The 20,050-nt window shown below is 43.7% G+C and carries 15 protein-coding genes; 3 read left to right on the top strand and 12 right to left on the bottom strand.

Annotated elements, in window-relative coordinates; genetic code table 11:
- Positions 1-33: 33 nt before the first annotated feature.
- From A9970_RS07510 to mdlD, 7 genes are all read right to left on the bottom strand, one after another.
- Complete coding sequence (locus A9970_RS07510) at positions 34-609, bottom strand: Crp/Fnr family transcriptional regulator (protein ID WP_182981821.1); 576 nt, start codon at positions 607-609, stop codon at positions 34-36.
- A gap of 396 nt (positions 610-1,005) precedes the next feature.
- Positions 1,006-1,845 carry a helix-turn-helix domain-containing protein gene (locus tag A9970_RS07515; RefSeq protein ID WP_182981822.1) on the bottom strand — a complete coding sequence of 280 codons (840 nt, stop codon included), beginning with the start codon at positions 1,843-1,845 and terminating at the stop codon, positions 1,006-1,008.
- A gap of 447 nt (positions 1,846-2,292) precedes the next feature.
- Positions 2,293-4,041, bottom strand: a complete 1,749-nt coding sequence (locus A9970_RS07520) for a hypothetical protein (RefSeq protein WP_182981823.1) — start codon at positions 4,039-4,041, stop codon at positions 2,293-2,295.
- A 5-nt stretch (positions 4,042-4,046) separates the two neighbouring features.
- Complete coding sequence (locus tag A9970_RS07525; protein ID WP_182981824.1) at positions 4,047-4,232, bottom strand: hypothetical protein; 186 nt, start codon at positions 4,230-4,232, stop codon at positions 4,047-4,049.
- A 575-nt stretch (positions 4,233-4,807) separates the two neighbouring features.
- Positions 4,808-5,647, bottom strand: a complete 840-nt coding sequence (locus tag A9970_RS07530) for a helix-turn-helix domain-containing protein (protein ID WP_182981825.1) — start codon at positions 5,645-5,647, stop codon at positions 4,808-4,810.
- Positions 5,648-5,835: 188 nt separating this feature from the next.
- On the bottom strand, positions 5,836-6,591 hold the full coding sequence (locus A9970_RS07535; RefSeq protein WP_182981826.1) for an SDR family oxidoreductase: 756 nt from the start codon (positions 6,589-6,591) through the stop codon (positions 5,836-5,838).
- Positions 6,592-7,001: 410 nt separating this feature from the next.
- Complete coding sequence (mdlD, locus tag A9970_RS07540; RefSeq protein WP_182981827.1) at positions 7,002-8,321, bottom strand: NAD(P)-dependent benzaldehyde dehydrogenase MdlD; 1,320 nt, start codon at positions 8,319-8,321, stop codon at positions 7,002-7,004.
- A 306-nt stretch (positions 8,322-8,627) separates the two neighbouring features.
- Here mdlD and A9970_RS07545 point away from each other — a divergent pair, with 306 nt between their 5' ends.
- Positions 8,628-10,496, top strand: a complete 1,869-nt coding sequence (locus A9970_RS07545) for a PAS domain S-box protein (RefSeq protein ID WP_182981828.1) — start codon at positions 8,628-8,630, stop codon at positions 10,494-10,496.
- Here A9970_RS07545 and A9970_RS07550 read toward each other — a convergent pair.
- From A9970_RS07550 to A9970_RS07570, 5 genes are all read right to left on the bottom strand, one after another.
- Complete coding sequence (locus A9970_RS07550; RefSeq protein WP_182981829.1) at positions 10,454-11,380, bottom strand: AraC family transcriptional regulator; 927 nt, start codon at positions 11,378-11,380, stop codon at positions 10,454-10,456. The two genes, A9970_RS07545 and A9970_RS07550, sit on opposite strands and share 43 nt — an antisense overlap.
- A 58-nt stretch (positions 11,381-11,438) precedes the next feature.
- Positions 11,439-12,215, bottom strand: coding sequence for an SDR family NAD(P)-dependent oxidoreductase (locus tag A9970_RS07555; protein ID WP_182981830.1), 777 nt, complete (start codon positions 12,213-12,215; stop codon positions 11,439-11,441).
- 132 nt (positions 12,216-12,347) lie between these two features.
- Positions 12,348-13,442, bottom strand: a complete 1,095-nt coding sequence (locus A9970_RS07560) for a PAS domain-containing sensor histidine kinase (protein ID WP_182981831.1) — start codon at positions 13,440-13,442, stop codon at positions 12,348-12,350.
- A gap of 347 nt (positions 13,443-13,789) precedes the next feature.
- On the bottom strand, positions 13,790-14,440 hold the full coding sequence (locus A9970_RS07565) for a transcriptional regulator (RefSeq protein ID WP_182981832.1): 651 nt from the start codon (positions 14,438-14,440) through the stop codon (positions 13,790-13,792).
- A 444-nt stretch (positions 14,441-14,884) separates the two neighbouring features.
- Complete coding sequence (locus A9970_RS07570; RefSeq protein ID WP_182981833.1) at positions 14,885-16,117, bottom strand: hypothetical protein; 1,233 nt, start codon at positions 16,115-16,117, stop codon at positions 14,885-14,887.
- A gap of 292 nt (positions 16,118-16,409) precedes the next feature.
- Between A9970_RS07570 and A9970_RS07575 the strand changes: the two genes are divergently transcribed.
- Complete coding sequence (locus A9970_RS07575; RefSeq protein ID WP_182981834.1) at positions 16,410-17,033, top strand: FecR family protein; 624 nt, start codon at positions 16,410-16,412, stop codon at positions 17,031-17,033.
- A complete protein-coding gene (locus A9970_RS07580) occupies positions 17,030-20,047 on the top strand; it encodes a TonB-dependent receptor domain-containing protein (RefSeq protein WP_182981835.1) in 3,018 nt (1,005 codons plus the stop codon). The genes A9970_RS07575 and A9970_RS07580 overlap by 4 nt, the downstream gene beginning before the upstream one ends.
- Positions 20,048-20,050 lie beyond the last annotated feature (3 nt).

The raw sequence follows: 20,050 nt of genomic DNA on the forward strand, positions 1-20,050 counted from the left end.
CTACTTTGACCATTCAAAACCAGTTCACAAATGTTACCTAATGATCTGTTTGCGGATACGGCTCAAACTTTTGGGGTTCATGCCGAGGAACGACGCGATATATTGCATGGGTACGCTGTGCAGCAGATCTGGCTGTTCGGCCAAGAGCTTGAGGTAGCGTTTTTCGGCCGTAAGCGTGGCTAGCTCTTTCGATCTCTTCTCATTGTAGCTTAAGGCCTGCTGAAACACATACATACTAAAATCTTTAAATGCAGACGATTGTGCTGTTAGCAGATCGAGGTTTGCTTTGGAGATACGCAACAGTTCGCAGTCGGTGATGCTTTCCAGATTATCTTCAGAACGCGTCTGATTGCTGAAATTCTGGTAAGAGCATATAAATCCCGGGGGGCAGTTAATATGTGTCGTCAGTTCGTCGCCTTTATCGTTGTAATGGAACAGACGTACAAAGCCCGACACAACGAAATAGAGGTAAGCCGGTACCTTTCCCTCCTCTTCGATGATCTGATGTTTGGCATAGCGCACTGGCTCCATATAGTTCTTACACAGATCAATCTCTGGCTCCGATAACTTGCTGTGTTGTTTGATAAGCTGAATAAACTTTGCGTGCATTGTATCTATTTTATTCGTGCCCCTCACCCTTGCGCTATGTACATTCCTAATGCTTTGAGCGTGATATTGCATCCGGGGAAACGTTTCGTTGACTAAACAAATATACTAAAAGCGATTAACATACTAATAAAATTAGTAGACAAATATCGGTTTATAGAAATTACTCTTGCCATATGTACCACAAATGCGTTTATCCAAAGCGATCGGAAGGCCCCATTTATGCGTCATTTAATACCTAACCTGCCCGTTGAAAATGCTCCGCACGAGACCACCATAAATCACAAGAGAAGCCAGCACAGCATGCAGGCTCCACTAGTGCGTGGTTAGGCCGGTCTACCGTAAAGGCATCCAAGGGGATCATCGCCAAGAACAAGGGTTTCGAGGCAAAACGCAATGCTAATCAATTCGGCATTCGGCTATAAATTCCCGTGGCGTGATTTTAGTGTGTACTTTAAAATATCGGGAGAAGTACGAGACATCACGGAAATTAAGTGCATAAGCCGTTTCTTTGACCGATATGCCTGAGGCCAGCAATTTCTTCGCCTCCAACAGGATGCGGGCGTCGATCAGGTGTGTCGCTGTACTACCAAAATAACGCTGACAGAGGATGGTCAGGTGGCTGGTGGTGATATTGAGTTTTTCCGCATAGAAAGAAACAGCCCGGGTAGATTGATAAAAAAGATCAATGAGTTTCAAAAAAGTATAGACTTTGGGGTTTTCATTAACCTGCGTCAGTTCCCTGAAATAGGCTTTGGAGATTCGGCTGACCAGAAAAGCAATGACGAAGAGGCGCGCGATAATCAGATCCTTAATTTTTTTCGAATGGATTTCTTCGGCAATTCCCTCAAATTCCTTTTGAAGGTATTCAAATTCTAATAAATTCATTTTCAGCACAGGATGTTTTATAAACATGGGCAGCGCAAAATGAAAACCGATCGAAAACAGTTCAAAAATGCTCCGGTGTACCCGTAAACCATATCCCTTCACATCTTTATTGAATTTAAACTCATGCGTATGCTGAGGCTGCAGCAGGTGAAATTGTTTAGGGCAGAGCTCAAAATCCTTGAAATCGATCCGATGCGTACCGCTTCCCGATTCAAAAAGCAAGAGCATAAAAGAATCATGCGACTTGGCCTTCGTCCAGTTTTCCCATTCCGCTAGCGGGAAAAAAATCACTTCCTCTTCCGTTACAATTTCCCTGTTTAAGACTTCAAAACCCGTCCTGGAATACATCATCCTACTTGAATTAAATGTTTAATTATTCGCCAGCAAGTGCAGCTCCATAGCCTGAACCACCTAGCGTTTGCCTATTCTTTATATTTAATGGTGGAAATTTAAAGAGCTTTACAGAAAAAGTCTAAACGAGTTATAATACGGATAAGTAAAGTAATGATTTGGAATAGAAATATATTTTCTAAACCTGAGCGATAGCGGCAAAATCTGTTGTATGAAAGCAGAAAAATCGGGTGGCCCACTGGTTTGGAAAGTTGTATGACCAGCAAGCAGATCCGCCATCAGGGCTCATACCTCCGCAAAAAATAAAGATCCTCAGCCAGCGTTAATACCGCAGCAAAAAAAGGCGGACCAGCATAGCTGATCCACCCTCAAACATAGACCATCGAAAGACGGTGCACTAACCATTAAACAACCTAAAGAACGGCGTTCTCCTAGGAAAATCTTCATTTAATTATTAACCACATTACGCACACAACGGATGGTATTGCCCTGGTTAAAAGCTACTAACTGAATGGACATATTCTGAAAGGTTCCATTACTGACTTCCACATAAAGAATACGATTTTCGTTACTGCCCGTATTATAAGTTGCACTTTTGTAGCGAAGGATTCCTGTACCGGCAGAACTTCCTGAAGGAATCTGCTGACGGATACCATTGGCATCAATATAGCCATAAAAACCCAAGACCAGATCATTATCCGGATAAGCTGAATTGGCTGCCTGCGTACCTATCCAGGTAATGGTATGTCTATAACCGTCAGGCACCTTGGTGATGGAAGTCTTTCGGTTGCTATTCTCTGTAAGTTTAGTATACTCTGCTTTTGGATTAGATGGATCACCTTCAAGTGGCGATCGCCAGGTCAGTTCGGGATATACCCTTTTGCATTGATCGACTGTACGGTAGTCTGTTCCACGCGGTGTTGTTGCACCAAAGTTCCAGTATTCCGTATTGATGCTTGGGTAAGAATAGTTGTTATCTGTACGGAATCGGTAAGCGTCAGAGGCTCCCGCTGTATAGCTTCCACCATATAGCTTTTGGCTGTCGTATACGAGGTTGGTCCGCGCCCATACCAGCCCGTTCACACTCACTCCAGATTCAATCAACCGTACATTGGTTTTGGACAGGGTCCCCTTAGTCATATTCAGTGCCTCACTGTGACTGATCGGTACAATGGTATTTTCCGAAAAATTACGTATACTATTATCATCCAGTGCAATATGAAGGCTATTAAGACGTACACGCAAATTATTGGCCGAGATAGCGCTTGTATTGGCCGTGTAGAAATACGCTTTTTTCTCAGCATTTCCCCAGCGGCTGTCCACTACGATCATTTCTGAACCCTTGATCGGCGCTACATCCTGCAGATTGGAAAACGTTCCATTGAAGATGCTGAAATCACCGGTCTGAATGATGTTGGCAAAAGTGTTGCCTGCACCTTTACCCAGCGAGAAAGCGGAATTGTCGGTGATGCCACCAAAGGCTCCCCGGGTATTGATATCGACCTCCACTGCTGCCATCTGGCGCAAGAACAGGATATCCAGGTAATTGTTGTCTGTCTGCGTGGTGATCTCACCGGAAGCAAACATAAAATCCTTGTTTGCAAGATCTGCGCCCGCAATACGACCATTGGCATCGATATCCGGTGCAGTAGACACATCATTGATCGAAATGGCATACCATCTATATTTGGAATTGGCTTCTACCTTAAGATCGGGATCCTGGCCAGCATTGAGCAACTCATTATACAATGGTTTGGAAGCGCCATCTTTGATAAAGATCAGGCGGAACTTTTTCTTGTCGCTCAAAGGGACATCTGCAGCCCTTAGCTTATTTGAGTTTGTCGATGCGCGTAGGTTATTGTCCGACTGTGTCAGCGCATTGCTCTGCATATCCGTAGCGAAGTCAAATTCGCTGGCAGACTGTATATTCAATGGGGAGACTGCTTTTGACTCAAAAGTCATGCTTGCCTGTAATGCAACTGCACTTTGCTGGCTGGTCGAAACACTTCCTTTTTTTGCCGTGGCGTTCACATCGATCACATCGTCGTCGTTGACAAAACGGACCGAACGGATGGAGACATTACCTTTATTGGCCTGTATATCTTCTGTATTTTCTTTGTTTGAACAGGACATCGCCGCCAGGGAGCTCACTCCGAGGATCAGCGCCATGCTGTAATTGCTAAAATATCTTTTCATTGCTATTAAATATCGTAATCTTTATTATTAGACCATCCCGATTCAAATTCCCGTTCTGATGGGGTCTGACCGGCGTTTTGCGAGCCCGTATTGATGTTGGCCGAACCCGCTGCCACAGACTGCTCCAGTTCAATCTGAAACATCTCGATCTTTGGCGGAATGTACTTGTTTTTCTGTTTTCCGTTTTTCATTTTATTATTTATAAAGTTTACAGTATCCTAATTGTTAATCTAGGTCAGCTAGGCAAGGCTTTTTCAAAAGTCCAATGGTAGCGTACATTGGACGATGAATTTTTTACCGCTGCAAAAGTATTACGGAGATAAACGCAAAATCAGGACGATTCTGCGAAAGGTTAGGACAATTCCTGTTTTCAAAATTTTTATCCCAGCATTTAATTTTCAGCAATGCAACGAAGGGAAATCGAAAGAACGCGCCTGTACCATGGCGCCGCCGTCGCTGTGTCGTTTACTGTTTTCTGCTGCATACTGAAGGAAGCATTTTCGACGGATCCAGTAATTTTTAGCGTGTTTACTGTGCAACTGAACCATTGTCCCGAATAATTCGATCCTCTTCCTAACTAAGAAATATACACAGCGTTATTATTGGGAATGTCGATGGGATCGCTATTTTTATTCGGGGGCTGCGTCATTGAAAAAATAGTCTTTGCGAAATGCCGCTTAGAGTTTGCGGTTGCCTACCCTCACCGGTCTGTCCGGTTTATACTCATCCCAGCCCTTAGACCGCAAATGATACACGTTATCCAAAATTATTGATCTCTTTCGTTACGGTGCAAATGGGGTTGTTTGCCGGTATGTTTCTTGATGAAACTTCTGAAATTTGCGACATTACTAAAACCTATTTCGAAAGAAACCTGCGAAATGGATAAATTCGAATGTCTGATCAAACGAATAGCCTCCCCGACTACAATTCCAGAAATAAATGCTTTTGCAGATTTCCCGCTATTCGCTGCGCAGAGCTCGGAAAGCCTTCTGCTTGTAAGTTTTAATTTATTGGCATAAAAACTGACTGAGGTACTTTCACGATAATACTTGTATACCAGAATGTTAAAGCTATTAAACACGATCTGTTCCGATGAACTGCACAGCTTTGATAAGATACCCTGAAGAGAGAGCCTGTAATGCCCTTCAAGCAAAATTGACTCGACACAGTGATGAGCGACCAGATCCAATATTTCCGGTCCCTGTACCCGCGCCATTTTTATGCGTTCAATAATAGCCGTATCAAAATAGGCCTGATTTCCCATTTTACCCTCAATCTGTATGGCATTCTGAATGCCATAGAACAATATGGAGTTGAGAATCTTCACGTCGGATTTCGATCTCAGATAAAACGCTGCGGTAAATGATAGCACATAGCCCCCTATTGGCGCATCGTTCATGAATTTGATTCGCTTTCTCGGCCCTACAAATAGTAGCTGTCCGCTATCCAGCGTATAAAACTCCCTATTTACAGCAATGACGATCGGTTCATCTATTTTTATGATGTAATAAGTATCACTTGTTATATCACTTTCAGTTTGTTGGAATTCGGCGAGTGTACAAATCCCAAAATCCTGTAGCCCTATTTCTAGGTCGTTACTATTCATCTTCGTCTCAATAAGCGTTTATACAGTTATCAGCACTAGAACCTCCTGCAGATCATCTTCACTTGTCTGAGATCGTAAGCTGATCCTGTTTGGAACCCACATCGGATTGGAAGCTGTGCTATGTTATCATGCGCTGTTATCTGTGTATCAAAAGACAGTCAGCTTTGACTGCCTTTTGCCTACATATTTTATCTTGTGGTATACCCGCCATTGGCGAAAATAGTCTGTCCGGTTATCCACCAGCCATCCGTTACCAGAAACTCAATCAGTGGTGCAATGTCCTTAATATCGGTAAGTCCACCCAGTGCAGACGCCGACTTGTGATAGGCTACAGCATCTTCAGATTCCTGTCCGTAGAAGAAAGGTGTATCCATCGGACCAGGAGCTACTGCCGTAACTGAAATTCCACGCGATCCGAATTCCTTAGAAGCAGCCCTTGTAAAATGTTCTACAGGGGCTTTCATTCCCGCATATGTCGAATAAAGGCCTGTATAGGCTGCTAATAAAGACGTAACGACAGTGCAGATTTTGCCGTTATCATTGATCCGCTTGCCGGCTTCGAGAATAAAAAAATAAGCGACCTTCGAATTAATATCACTCATGCTGTCGTACTCAAGCTCTGACGTCTCTACAAACGGTTTTTTCAGTACTTTACCGACCGTATTGATTGCGATATCAACCTTACCGAACTTTTCTTCGGCTCTGTCAAATAGCGCTTTTATATTTGATAGCTGTGTAAGGTCGCCCTGAACAAGCAGTCCCTCGGCACCAAACGCCTGTACATCCGACAATGTTTTTTCTGCCTCGGCTCTTGTGCTCTCACTATTGTAGTGAATGACAAGCTTTGCTCCTTGTGCCGCAAAATCCCGGCTCAAAAGCCCCCCTAAGTTTTTCGCACCACCTGCGATCAAAACTACTTTTCCATTTACTTCTTGATTTGCCATAAATTTGAAAATTTGAATCCATCGCCCACTGATTTGCCGTGGATGCGCTGGATTACAGGTTTAGATTCTATCAGCGCTTATTCTGGCCTCTCAAAGCCATTTTACCCCGCTAGAATCTCTCAAACCAAATATCAATAATTGAGCTGCCAATCAAAAAAAACAGGGTTTCACAATGCTATCACACTTATCAAAATAGCAGGTAGTCCCGTGGTTATCAATCCATATGCTTCGATAGCTAGAAAGAGTAGATAGGTCAAAGTGATTTTCATTAAACAGTTAACTAACCCGATCTGAGGTTGGAACGGAAATATAACGTCCGTAAATATCCAAAAAAAAGGACCACCCGTTGAGGTGGTCCTGATTAATTGATTAATTGTATGCGTGAATTATAGCCATTGCGTAAATTATCGCTATTTTACCTGCAGGATCGAACGCTGGTGACTAAAGTTTTCCAGACTAAATCTGCCGTGATATTTTCCCATTCCCGAAGCACCTACGCCACCGAAAGGAAGATAATGCGATCCGACGTGGATCAATGTACTATTGATCTCCGCATCGCCGCTGGTGGTTCTTGCGATCACGTCATCGGCAAATTGTTGACTTTCAGAAAACACGTACAGCGCCAATGGTTTGGGTCTGCTATTGATCTCTTTCAGTACTTCATCAATATTGCTGTAAGTTAAAATAGGAAGGATCGGACCAAAAATTTCCTGCTGCATCACCGCATCATTCCAGTTGACATCGTCCATCAAAGTTGCTTCAAAATGGCGAGTTTCCAAATCATATTTCCCCCCATAAATAACTTTTTCGGGAGCGGCATCCAGGTATCCAGCTAAATTCCCGATCTGATGCTGGCTTACAATCTTGCCGATTTTCCCTAAAGATTCGTCGTTGTATGTAGCTTTAAGATAAGATTTCAACTGATCAATAAAGGCGCCCTTCACAGATTCATGCACATAAACGTAATCCGGAGCAACACAGGTCTGTCCGCAATTGATCCATTTGCCGGCAGAAATGCGCTGAACTGCTTTTTCGATGTCCGCATCATGGTGTACGATCGTTGGGGATTTTCCGCCCAGTTCCAAGGTAAGCGGAATCAGCTGTTCGGCAGCGGCTTTCATGACAATTTTACCAACATTCGGACTTCCCGTAAAAAAGATGTAATCAAAAGGAAGGCTCAATAGGTAGGTGTTTTCTTCAATAGCGCCCTGAAAAACGGCAACATATTTTTCATCAAAAGCTTCGCTAACAATATCTTCAATAACCTGGGCAACATGGGGCGTGTTTTCAGAAGGTTTGATGATAGCCGTATTTCCGGCCATCAGGGCACCGATCAGCGGACTGAAAGTCAACTGCACCGGATAATTGAAGGGACCTATGATATAGTTTACACCGTAGGGCTCATAAATGTACTTACTGATGACTTCCGCTCCCGAAGCATGCGGTTTTGATTTGACATAGGTTGGTTTTGCCCATTCTTCCATATTTTCGATCATATCGTCGAGTTCATCGAGAACAATCTGAACTTCGACGTATTCCGCTTCTGCCCTGCTTTTTCCAAGATCGATATTCACTGCTTCACAGATCGCATCCGTATAACTCGCAAAAACTTTACGGAAATTTTGCAACTGTCTTTTACGGAATGTGATTTCCTTCGTTGCTTGCGTGCCGAAAAAGTCTTTCTGTTTTTCGAATACTTCTTTTATTCTGTTTTTAATTTCTGTAGTCATTTGTTTGTGATTTTATGCATTTTAAAACACACATAGCGCATAAACTGTTTGTTTTAATAAAGTAAAAGTGTCTAGTGTGTTTTGTATCTTGTAGAACAAGATTATGGTGCTTTGATACAAAACAAAGGTAAAGTAATTTTATATTGTGCAAAACATAATATTGTCATATGTATTAGCTAAAACCTGTATTTATAGCACAATTTAACGTTATTATTACCCTTGCAGAGTACGTAATTTTACCCATTCAAAACTGGACTGTAATACCTATTTTAGGCTCATTAATAAAATTTTCTATCTGAATGATCTATGGCGGACATCAATACCATTGAAGGGTTGCAACAGGAAAACCGGAAGCTGAGGAACAGCGTTTCTGAACTGTCTGAATTTATTGACAAAGCCTCCCTATCCCTGCATTGGGTCAACAGCGAAGGGATTATCATCTGGGCCAATCAGGCAGAACTTGATCTGCTCGGTTATACTCCGCAGGAATATATCGGTAAGCCGATCAGGAACTTTCATGCCGACCAGGAGATCATTGCGGATATCTTGCAGATGCTTGCCGCAGATCAGCGCATTATAGACCGCCGTGCGACACTCATTTGCAAGAATGGTGATCTGAAGTATGTCAACATCAATTCGAGCGCACTGATGAAAGACTCGGAGTTTGTCCACTCCATGTGCTTCACCAAAGACATCACCGAAGCTGTTCTGGCTGAACAAAAGAAAGATAAACTCACAGCGATGTTGGGGGAAAAGGAAGAACGCCTGCGGCTTGCCATTGTCTCTTCAGGAATGGGTACCTGGGACTGGGATTCAGCATCTGCAAAGGTCAGTATTTCCGAACGTTCGCAACATATATTAGGCCTGCCCAATGAGTTATGCCCTAAAGAACAACTTATCGACCTTGTACATCCCGAAGACAGGCCTACGATCTTTAAACAGATTAAAGAGCTAAGTGAGCGTAAAACTGACGGCCATTTTGATTTTACCTGTCGGATCATTAACGGCTACAATGGTCTAATTGCTTTCATCCGGGTACAGGGATCGGCCTATTTTAGTAGAAGCGAACATGCCGGAAGAATAATCGGTACAATCATAGATATAACAGACCAGAAAAGAGCGGTCGAAAGAAGCGCGGAACTGGTGGCGATCGTAAATTCATCCTATGATGCAATAATCGGAAAGACTTTACAGGGAATCATCACAAGCTGGAATGCAGCAGCCGAAAAGCTCTTTGGGTATTCTTCAAAGGAAATGGTCGGTCAGTCTATATTAAAATTGATCCCTGAAGAAAGACATACGGAAGAAAATTACATTCTGGACCGTCTTTGCCGAGGACATTCCATAAAGCATTTTGAGACAGTGCGTAGGACAAAATCAGGCAAACTGATCGATTTATCACTGACGATATCCCCTATAAAAAATGATTTGGGAGAAATCATCGGGATTTCCAAGATCGCCAGGGATATCACAGCGAAAAAACAAGAAGAGCATCGCAAAAATGTCTTTATCTCTATGGCCAGCCATGAACTCAAGACACCGCTGACAAGTGTCCTGTTGAGCGCACAAATTATGCAGCAACATAAAGAACTGTTCGGGGAAAAGAGCGCGGCGATGGGATCAAAAATCGAAAACCAGGTAAAAAAGATGATGCTTATGATCGGCGATTTTCTCAGTGTTGCAGAAGTTGAACAGGGAAAACTACAGCTCAACAGATCATCTTTCAACCTAAGGGAACTGATGCGAGACTGCATAGCAGATCTTGGTACACATAACCACCGCATTGAACTGAGCTGCGATGCCTCCAGCGAACTTTTCGCAGATCGGCCAAAGATAGACCAGGTGTTGGGGAACCTATTGAGCAATGCCGTGAAATATTCTCCTAAGGGTGGCACAATAACTATCGGTGCGGAAAGCGTCGATGGAAAAATTCGCATTTTTGTACGCGATCAGGGATTAGGCATTGAAAAGAAACATCAGAAAAATTTATTCAAGGCTTTTTATCGCGTAGATAATCTGAACACCTCTTATATATCAGGATTTGGCATTGGCCTGTATATCGTGGCTGAAATATTGCGCTGCCATGGCACAAAGATCCAGCTGGAAAGCGAGAAGGATAAAGGATCAACGTTTTACTTTGACTTAAACATCCCTCTAAATTCCAGTGGCGTCTGAGCCGTTTTCTTTTTGAAAAGTTTGCTGAAACTCTGTGCATGCTCAAAACCAAGTTCGTAAGCAATTTCATTTACGGTAAGTTGTGTCGTTGATAATTTCTCTTTTGCTCGCTCAATAAGTTTATGGTGGATATACTGCTGCGTGCTCTGGCCAATGAGCGACCGTAGCATATCGCTTAGATAACCCGCAGACACATTCAACTGCTCCGAAAGAAAATGGACCGTTGGCACTCCCTGAATTACCGAATGATCATGATCCAGATAATCATCCAACAGCGCTTCTGCCTTCAGTAGAATATCATTGTTTATATTTCTTCGCGTAATGAACTGCCGCTTGTAAAACCGGTTGACGTAGCTCAGCATTAACTCCACCTGCGAGATAATGACTTCTTGGCTAAATTCGTCTATCCGATTGTCAAGTTCATTTTTCATGAAATTCAAGATCGCTATCATTGTTTCTCTTTCCTGATCAGATAGATGTAACGCTTCATTCACAGAATAGGAAAAATAGCCGTACTTCCTAATTTTATGGGCTAAAGCGGAACCCAGGAAAAAGTCAGGATGGATCAGCAGCAGATAAGCATAGGTATCCCTATTATATTCTGTGCTGCCCACCAATTGATTGGGCGCAAAGAAAAGCATACTTCCTTCATTAAAATCATAGTACCCCCTGCCGTACTTGAGTTTTCCGCTGTTTTTTGTTATAAAAGTTATCTTGTAGAAACTCAGGACATCGTATATTGGAGCCATAGCGGTATTGAATGGATTATCCTGATTGAAATGGACCAAGCTAATCAGGGGATGCTGCGGTTTTGGTAGGCCAAAAGCTGCGTGACTCTCGGATATGGATATAAAGCGTTTTAACTTATCCTCTTTCTTTTTCATACAATAAATTTATAAAAAAACCTGTAGCTTATAGCTACAGGTCTTCCTTTGTGTAATTCTACCACGGCACTCGACCGCCTTGTTCTGTGCGATAGGTAGCCGGTCCCGTAAAGCTTCCATTGGGTATATCTTCCGCCAGTGCCACGCGTATCGGCTCAAGTGAGCCTTCTTCCACTGTATCTGTACCTTCAAAGTTATTCAAGGCTGTCGCTGTAAAACCCGGACTTACCAGATGTACCTTAACATTGGTATTTTCCAATTCATTTGCAAGAGAAAGGAAAACACCATTTAAAGCGGTTTTCGAAGCGCCATATACGGCATCAAATCCACTACGGAATGCATTGTCCGGATCTGCATTCAGGGTCAGTGAGCCTAGAGAACTTGAAACGGTTACGATCCTAGATTGTTTTGCATTCCGAAGTAAAGGCAACAAGGCCTGTGTTATGGCAAGCGTGCCAAAGACATTGGTTTCCCAAACCTGGCGCATTTCAGCTATGGATGTGACGCTTGCCTTCTGCGCACTCAGAATTTCCCACATTGTACGACCGGGGATCCCTGCGTTTGAAATCGCCGCATTATTGACCAGCAAAGTAAGGTGCCCAAACTCATTTTCTATTTTACCGACAGCATTCCTGATTGAATTATTGTCGGTAATATCCAGTTGAATGGCATGCGCTTCACCTCCTATCTGATTGGCGGCATCCTTTCCTTTTTCTAAATCTCGTGATCCAACAAACACATGATATCCATTTTCAGCAAGAGCTTTGGCAATCTGAAAACCAACACCTGTATTGGCACCTGTAACTAGGGCTACTTTTATTTCATTTGTCTGCATGTTAAACTTATTTAAATGTAACAGGACAAAGTTCCGCAACTATGGGCGGTCAATTGTAGCTGAATTGAGGATATTTCTAACCAAATTAAGGGTAGATATAAATTCACCGCTAACCTACAAACCTGACAAACTTCAGTTGAGTTGCATTGTAGGAAAAAATAAACGGACAACGGTTCCTGTCCCTATTTTACTGGAAATATTAATAGATCCACCTAAACGCTCGATAAGCTCTTTTACAAGAGGAAGGCCTATTCCTGAAACCTGATCCGGTTGGAGATGTAATCTTTCATGGGCCATAAATTCCAGATTGAGATTTACATCGGGAATACCGACGCCATTGTCTTCCAAATAGTATACAATTCCTTTACTTGTCTCCTCACTGTAGATATGTAGATAATCATGGGCTGTCTGTGCTGCATATTTTATGGCATTTGAAATAAGGTTAAAAAATATCTGATAAACAGCATTGGCATCTGTACGCAGTGCGAGAAGCTTTCCCAATTTAAATTTCACCTGCGAATTTGGATATATCAAATTGACTTCTTCCGTCCATTCCATCATTCTTTTATCCATCTCCAAGTACTCTATCACAGGTTTGTGGTCTCTTATTTTATTTAGCTGGAGTTTTTTATCAAGTATAGATTCGATATTCTGTATAGCCATGTTCATGTTTTCAAGCCATTTTTGGTTAACATCTTGTGGCAGGTTAATATTTCTGCTCAAAAAATGATTTCCCAATTTTAGAACTGACAATGGATTTTTTAAATCATGAGATAACGTATTTGCAAAAGCATCAAGCTTTCTATTAAAGATCAACTGCTCATTTTGACTTTCGGCAATGTCATAAGCTAGCTTTCGCTCGGTCACATCCCACGAAGAATGAAGAATGCCATAGGTATTCCCATTATCATCCAGGAGAGCTTTGTATTCAAAATCAAAATAACGCTTTACAACTTGATTTCCACAGACAATATCTGCTGGAGTATCCTTTGCAGTGTACGTGATTCCCGTCTTCCAAACATTTTTCAATATGGATGAAAACCCTTCTTTATGAAAACTCGGAAAACATGAACAAAACGTTTTGCCGACTATACTGCTATCAGCTCGCCAGGTTTCTAGCATAGACTTATTGACGTAGGCTATATGTAGATCGGGGCTGCTGTATATAGCAGTTGCCAAGGGAGACATATCAAGTATCGGCAGCAAAAACTGATCGTTGCGCATCATAATTAACTAATTGTGTAAAAATAAATCAAAAAATATGGAAATATCGTTCAAATACATTCACACAAATAGTGCCATATTGGAAGAATAAACTGCTTTTAAACTATCGTATACACAAATTATGGTGCAAGGAGCCGATCCTGCTACCCAGCTACCGGCAAAGAAATTACATAAAATAAAGGTTTACAGTATACTGCTAACGCAAGGGAAGTGTGAACCAAAATTCACCGCCTTCTTCCCGTTTACTTTCCACACCAATCTGCCCGTCGTGACACTTTATCATGGGTAAAGTAGTTAAATAGATAAAGAAATGAAATAGCCATAGATAAAATTCAATTCATGTGGAATGATTAATTGCGCGCGGGATAGGTTGGCGCGGGATAATCCCTGTCGACATGCATCTGATTGATCAAAATCTCCTTGATCAGGTGATTCATTCGCTTATCATTGACGTCGATTTTTACGATTTTGTGGCTGTAATAGCTGTCGCTTTCAAATTCACTTTCGATTTTCTCGGCGAATGCAGGCGATAGTGATTTGTAGTTAAGTACAACTTCGGTTTCATTTTCGGCTATTTTTTTTAACGTCAAAGTCCAGATTACCCCGTACTCCGGAGAGAAAAAGACTTTTCTTGGCGGCGGTACTTTCAATTTTTTATTCTTTAACGAGTACGTATACAGCATATGAATACTTGGTTTGGAAACATCTTTTGCCGCAGCCGTGACCAATTTATGGTACTCTTTTTCGTTATCCACAACCGTTTCAATGCTTATCCCCTGCTCTTCGATTTCAAAGCGGGCAGTCGAATCTGTACTTCCCAAGGCTGTGATTTTAATTTTGCTGTCGACAAACTGGCCGGACATATCGGGGATGCCCTCTTTTACGCGGTCAAAACTTGCAGCTAAACGCATCGGGATCAATTTAGTCGTCAGCGTTTGCCCATGTAGGCTACCCGCTGCAGCAATAAAAAAGAGCATTATACCAACATATTTTCTCATCATGATTGTTTTAATTTAGCGATTTCAAAACGATTAAAATCTGATCTTGAGACCTAATATTAATGTAAATTACACTTTTTGTCAGTTGTTTTCTGCTATTGATAAATATTTAGCTAATCGCATTTACAATCCGTTGGATATTAATTCATATTCGCAACAGTTGGCTAATCAGTTCAAGGCAATAGCGCTACGGCGCAGTAGCTAACTACCATTGAACCGTAGCCGCGTAGCGTACAGTACCCAAAAAGGAGTGATCAAAGCCCGAGCTATAAAAACTCGGGCTTTGATCACTCCTTTCAATGGCTTTACCTGCATCTTCAGCCGTTCAATAAACCATTGCATTTTTTTTAAACCGTCGGTACCAAGCTAGCGTTACGCTATCGGCCGTTCAATAAACCATTGCATTTTCTTAAACGGTCGATACCAAGCTAACATTGCGCGACTAGCTTAGTACAAGGTGATATCACATTGATGTGTCAATATCGGTGCTGAGGTCGCAGTTCCTGTACCCAATGATGGAAAATCGCCGATATTGCTGCCGGCAATACACAGACTTTTACTTTTGTCTTTCAATAAGACAGAGAAGTTGAAGCCAACAGCCAAAGCTTTAACGTTAGATTGATTCGCAATTTTTGTAATTGACTTCAAAGCTAGCTCATCATTGGATGTCGAATTAATCGTACCATTTCCCAGTTCACCATACGTATTTTCACCCCATGCATACAGGTCGCCATTCTTTTTTGTGGCCAAAAATGAAAGATTAAACGTTGCAATATTCTCCCAATCGGTATCTGATCCTACCTGTGCAAATTCGGTCTGTGCCGCTGTTGTACCCAATTGTAATAGGCCTTTATTATTACGTCCTACTGCCCATAGTGTACCTTCTTCCGCAATGGCAAAGGTATTTCTACTCCGGTCACTGGCTACGGTCTTCCATTTTTTTCCAATCCCGACGTTTACAGGTGCAGGCTGATTACTTGTACTGCCTGTTCCTAGCATATAATTCTGTCCTTTGCCCCATGCCCAAAGCGACCCGTCGCTTTTAATCGCAAAAGAGGCCCCCCAGTTATTGAAGGCATAGATTGCTTTCCAGTTCGTATCGGCGCCCACTTTTGTCGGTGAAGTCGTGCGGCCACTGGTCTGACCATTACCGAGACTACCGCTCGAGTGGCTGCCCCATGTCCATAGCGTACCGTCTTTTTTGAGCGCAAGACTGTAACTGCCGCCTACAGCCAGTGTCGTCCAGTCTTTATCCGTTCCTACCTGCGTCGGCACAAGCACGTCATCACCGAAATTACCCAATCCCAACTGGCCTTCGTCATTTTTGCCCCAAGCCCATAGGGTTCCATCCTCGGCAATCGCCAGGCTATGTGCATATCCTGTTGTCGCTTTCACCCATTTTTGGGTACCTGTAAGTTTAGTCGGCTTAGCAATTACGGCCTGACTTCCATTGCCCAGCTGCCCTTCAGAATTATCACCCCACACATAAATGCCGCCCTCCTCACTCAGTGCCAGTGCATGTGCTTGTCCTGAAGATACCGAAGCCCAATAATATTCCTGTGGCTGAGGTTCTGGATCTGGTCCAGGTGTAGTCGTTTCGTCGATCTTTGATTTGCTGCAACTGCCTAAAGCAATGGCTAATGTGGTGAGGTATATAACCTGCTTGTTGATATATTTCATTGTTTTTATAGAGGTATTGTTCTGCCTATAGGACTAAAAAAATAAAAAAAGGGTGAATGTTGATTCACCCTTTTTTTAAAAAGCTCGTCCTCTATATAAATCAGCATCCGTATTTATGGAATTTGACAAAAAGCAAGCTTGGCAACAAATCAGTCAACGTATAGCACACAAAACCGCGCAACGCAGAAAAAGGGCCCGCAGCCTATTTACAGCAGCAGCGATTGTCTGTCTATCTGTCGGCTATATCGCCTATCCTACTTTTTTTATACAGCCGCCCGAGCAGCTGATTGAAGTGACCACCTCCAGTAAGGAAACAAAAACAATACGTCTTTCGGACGGCAGTACGTTGGTGCTCAATACAAACAGTAGCCTACGCTATGCCGAACCCTTGGATAAAGACCTGCGAAAAGTGGAACTACTTCATGGCGAGGCAACATTTGACATTGCCAAAGACGCCAAGCGCCCCTTTCGTGTTGCCGTAGAACAGGCCGAGATCGAAGTGCTGGGCACACTGTTCAATGTCAATGCGTACAGCTCCAAGCTGGCAGTTACCCTCGCCGAAGGCAGCATCCGCTTTAAGAAAGACTCATTTCAATGTATGCTGGTTCCCGGCGAACGTCTTTCTTTCGATCCGGCCAGCCAGAAAGCTAGCCGCGAGCAGCTCGACGCTCTTGCAGTACTGGACTGGCGCAGCGGCAAATGGGTATTTCAGCAAATGCCCTTGGATGAAGTGCTCGCTCAGCTGGCTGCACAATATAACCTTTCTTTTGTCAATAGCCGACCGGAAAAACAATACCCTCTAATCACGATCTATCAGGATAAAGCCGGCATGAGCCTGCCCCAATTGCTCGCCCTCCTACAGCGCATGGGGAAATCCACTATTCAATTCGACCAGAAAAGCATACTATTAAAATGAACATACGATCCCAGGTTGTAAGGAAGAGTCTCCTTGCAGCCCTTTTAAGCATCAGTATCCACGGGCTGAGTGTTGCCCAGCAGCAAAAGCTCACCCTCGACGGTGATAAACGTAGCGTCTCCGAGCTGATCAATATATTGCAATATCGGTATCAGATCAACGTGATCCATTTACCCCAGGAAGTTAATGCCCATCCCCGCATCAGAAGATCGGCCAAAAACGAAAATGTGAATGACTATCTGCATGCGGTGCTGGATCCCAATGTCCTGCATTGGGAATGGCAGGGCAATACCCTATTGATTACCCGGCAGACCAGAGCACCCAAAAGACAGGAACTTGCTAAAATAAAAGTTCAGGGACAGGTGCGTGATGAAAACAACAGCCCCTTACCCTTTGCCACAGTCACCGTACCGGAATTACAATGGCGGGCCAACTGCGATGAACAGGGCAACTTTTCATTCGCGGCACCAGCTCATACAGCCCTATTGCTCGAATTCACTTACATTGGCAAGCAGAGCCTAAGCACCCAGCTCAGTCCATCGGCGCTGAAGGATAAAATTTCCATCGTCTTAAAAGATGCCACCCTGAAGCTTGAATCGGTAGATATAGACGGCAACCGTGATATGCGCCGTTCATCCAATAGCTCCATTATTTTCGATCGCGAAATGATCGAAAATACGCAGGCCATTAGTCTCGCCGATGTGCTTAATATGCTTCCGGGGAAATCCGTAACGGAGACCAATATGGCAAAAACCAATATGCTGACGCTTCGATCGGTCTCCGGTGATAGCTGGGATACGGACATCTTCAATCGCAACAATGCCTTTTCGGTCAGTTATTACATGGATGGCGTTCAGCTGAGCAACAATGCCAATATGCAAAGCCTAAACCCCGGAGCCAACGGTTTTCTCAACCCTTATATCGCTGGCGAATACGGGCTCGGACTTAACAACCGCAACACAACCTCGGGCGACAATGCCTATGGTGGCATCGATATGCGCAGTATCGGGGTAGATAATATCGAAAGCATTGAAGTGGTCTCGGGAGTTGCTTCGGCCAAATATGGAGACTATGCCGACGGAGCCGTCATTATCAACACTCAGGCCGGGCGCTCCCCCTGGTATTTCCGCACCTCATTCCGCAAAGGGACAACACAGTATAGCCTGGGCAAAGGCTTCCTGCTTCCGAAGAAGTGGGGGGCGCTGAATATTAATGGTAATTACCTACTGGCCAACAATGATCCGCGGGACAACCTCAAAGCTTACAAACGGCTCACCGGTTCACTGACCCATACGCTTCAGTTGAATCCACGCTCCAAAAATAATTTTTCACTGACGCTCTCCGGTAACCTGGACGGCGCCAAGGAGGATCTTGATGATCGTGCCATGCGGAAGTCGACTTTCGAGTATTTCAACGTAAGCATCACCGATCGTTATCAGTATACCTTTGCCGAAAAGAGCTGGTTTGACCAATTCAATATCAGTGCCGGCGTTTCTGCCGGAAGGCAGTATTCTTCCATGCAGTACCTGATGAATGAAGAGAGCTTCCCTTATGTAGACATCAAATCGCCAGGCATTTATGAAGCCCAGTGGGCCAATGGAAGTTACCTGGGCGTTACCGCTATTGAGGGCAAACCGATTACGGCAAATGCCAACTTCAGCCTGAGTGCGCTTAAACCATTTCTCCATACCGTACATGCATTGAGCATCGGTGGTAATGCCTATTACTCGGCCAATAAGGGGCTCGGTCAAATTATTGATCTCGAGCGACCGCTGTTCAGCAGTTCGAAAGAACAGAGCTACAACTATAAACAGGTGCCGAGCATGCTCAATACCGGCCTGTACCTGGAAGACAGCTTCCGTTATAAAATCGCCGAACGCCCCCTATACTTCCGATTAGGCATGCGTGCCGATCATCAGGCCGGTGCCTGGAATCTATCTCCGCGGCTGAATGCGCGTTACGAGCTCAGTAAAACCTCGAGCCTGGGTTTTGCCTGGGGCTATGCCAGCAAGGCACCTTCCCTGGCACACCGTTATCCCGGCCCCGTCTATTTTAAGATTCCCGTGATCGATTTCCCAAGCGATGATCCCAATTTACGGCTTTACCTCGTCTATGCAGATCTTGCCTATGCCAATAATGAAAACCTGAAGGCCACGACTTCCAATATGCAGGAACTGAGCTATCAATACCGCAAGGGGAAAACCAATTTCTCGCTTACTGCTTACCGTAAAGTCAGCAGCAATGGTTATTCGACCAAAAGTATTTTTAAGGAATGGATTATACCGCAGTACCAGTATAAACTCGATGGCAATGGCAAACCTACCTATAGCCCAACAGGCCTGGCCAACAAAAAAACAAGCTCCTATTCGCAGATTATCAATAGCCTTGAATCGACCAATTACGGTATTGAGCTTATGGCTACTACACCGCGCATCAGCTGGCTCGCTACATCATTCACCGTGAGCTCTGGTTATACAAACTCGTATTATTACGATAAGTCCCCTTATTTAAACTACGTGTCGCTGGATGGCATAGACTATTCGCAGGAAGCGATCTTTGGTGTCTTTGCGCCCGACAATAACCGCAATCAGCAGATACGCGCCACACTGTCTTCGCAGACCCATATTCCATCCCTGGCGCTGATGATCAACCTGGTGACAGATTTCCCCTTGATGACCCATACGACACGCTATGGAAAATCAGGCGAGCCCATCGGCTACTACGACAACAAGTTTAACTTCCATCCGATTGAAAACTACGAGCCCGACAATCCCATCTATGGACATCTGGCCGTGCTCGGTGAGACCAATACGAAGAACAGCGAACGCCATGCGATCAAATATGGCAATATCCATTTACGCGTATCCAAAGACATCAACAAAAAGCTACGCTTTTCTTTCAATGTCTACAATATGCTCAACTGGCGTCCCAGCTACATCGTACCGGGAACTGAAAATCGTGTCGTGCTCAATGCTCCCCCTTCATTCGGTGGGGAGATCAGTTTAAAACTTTAATAA

The organism is Sphingobacterium sp. UME9 (assembly GCF_014170215.1).
GTDB classification, from domain to species: domain Bacteria; phylum Bacteroidota; class Bacteroidia; order Sphingobacteriales; family Sphingobacteriaceae; genus Sphingobacterium; species Sphingobacterium paramultivorum.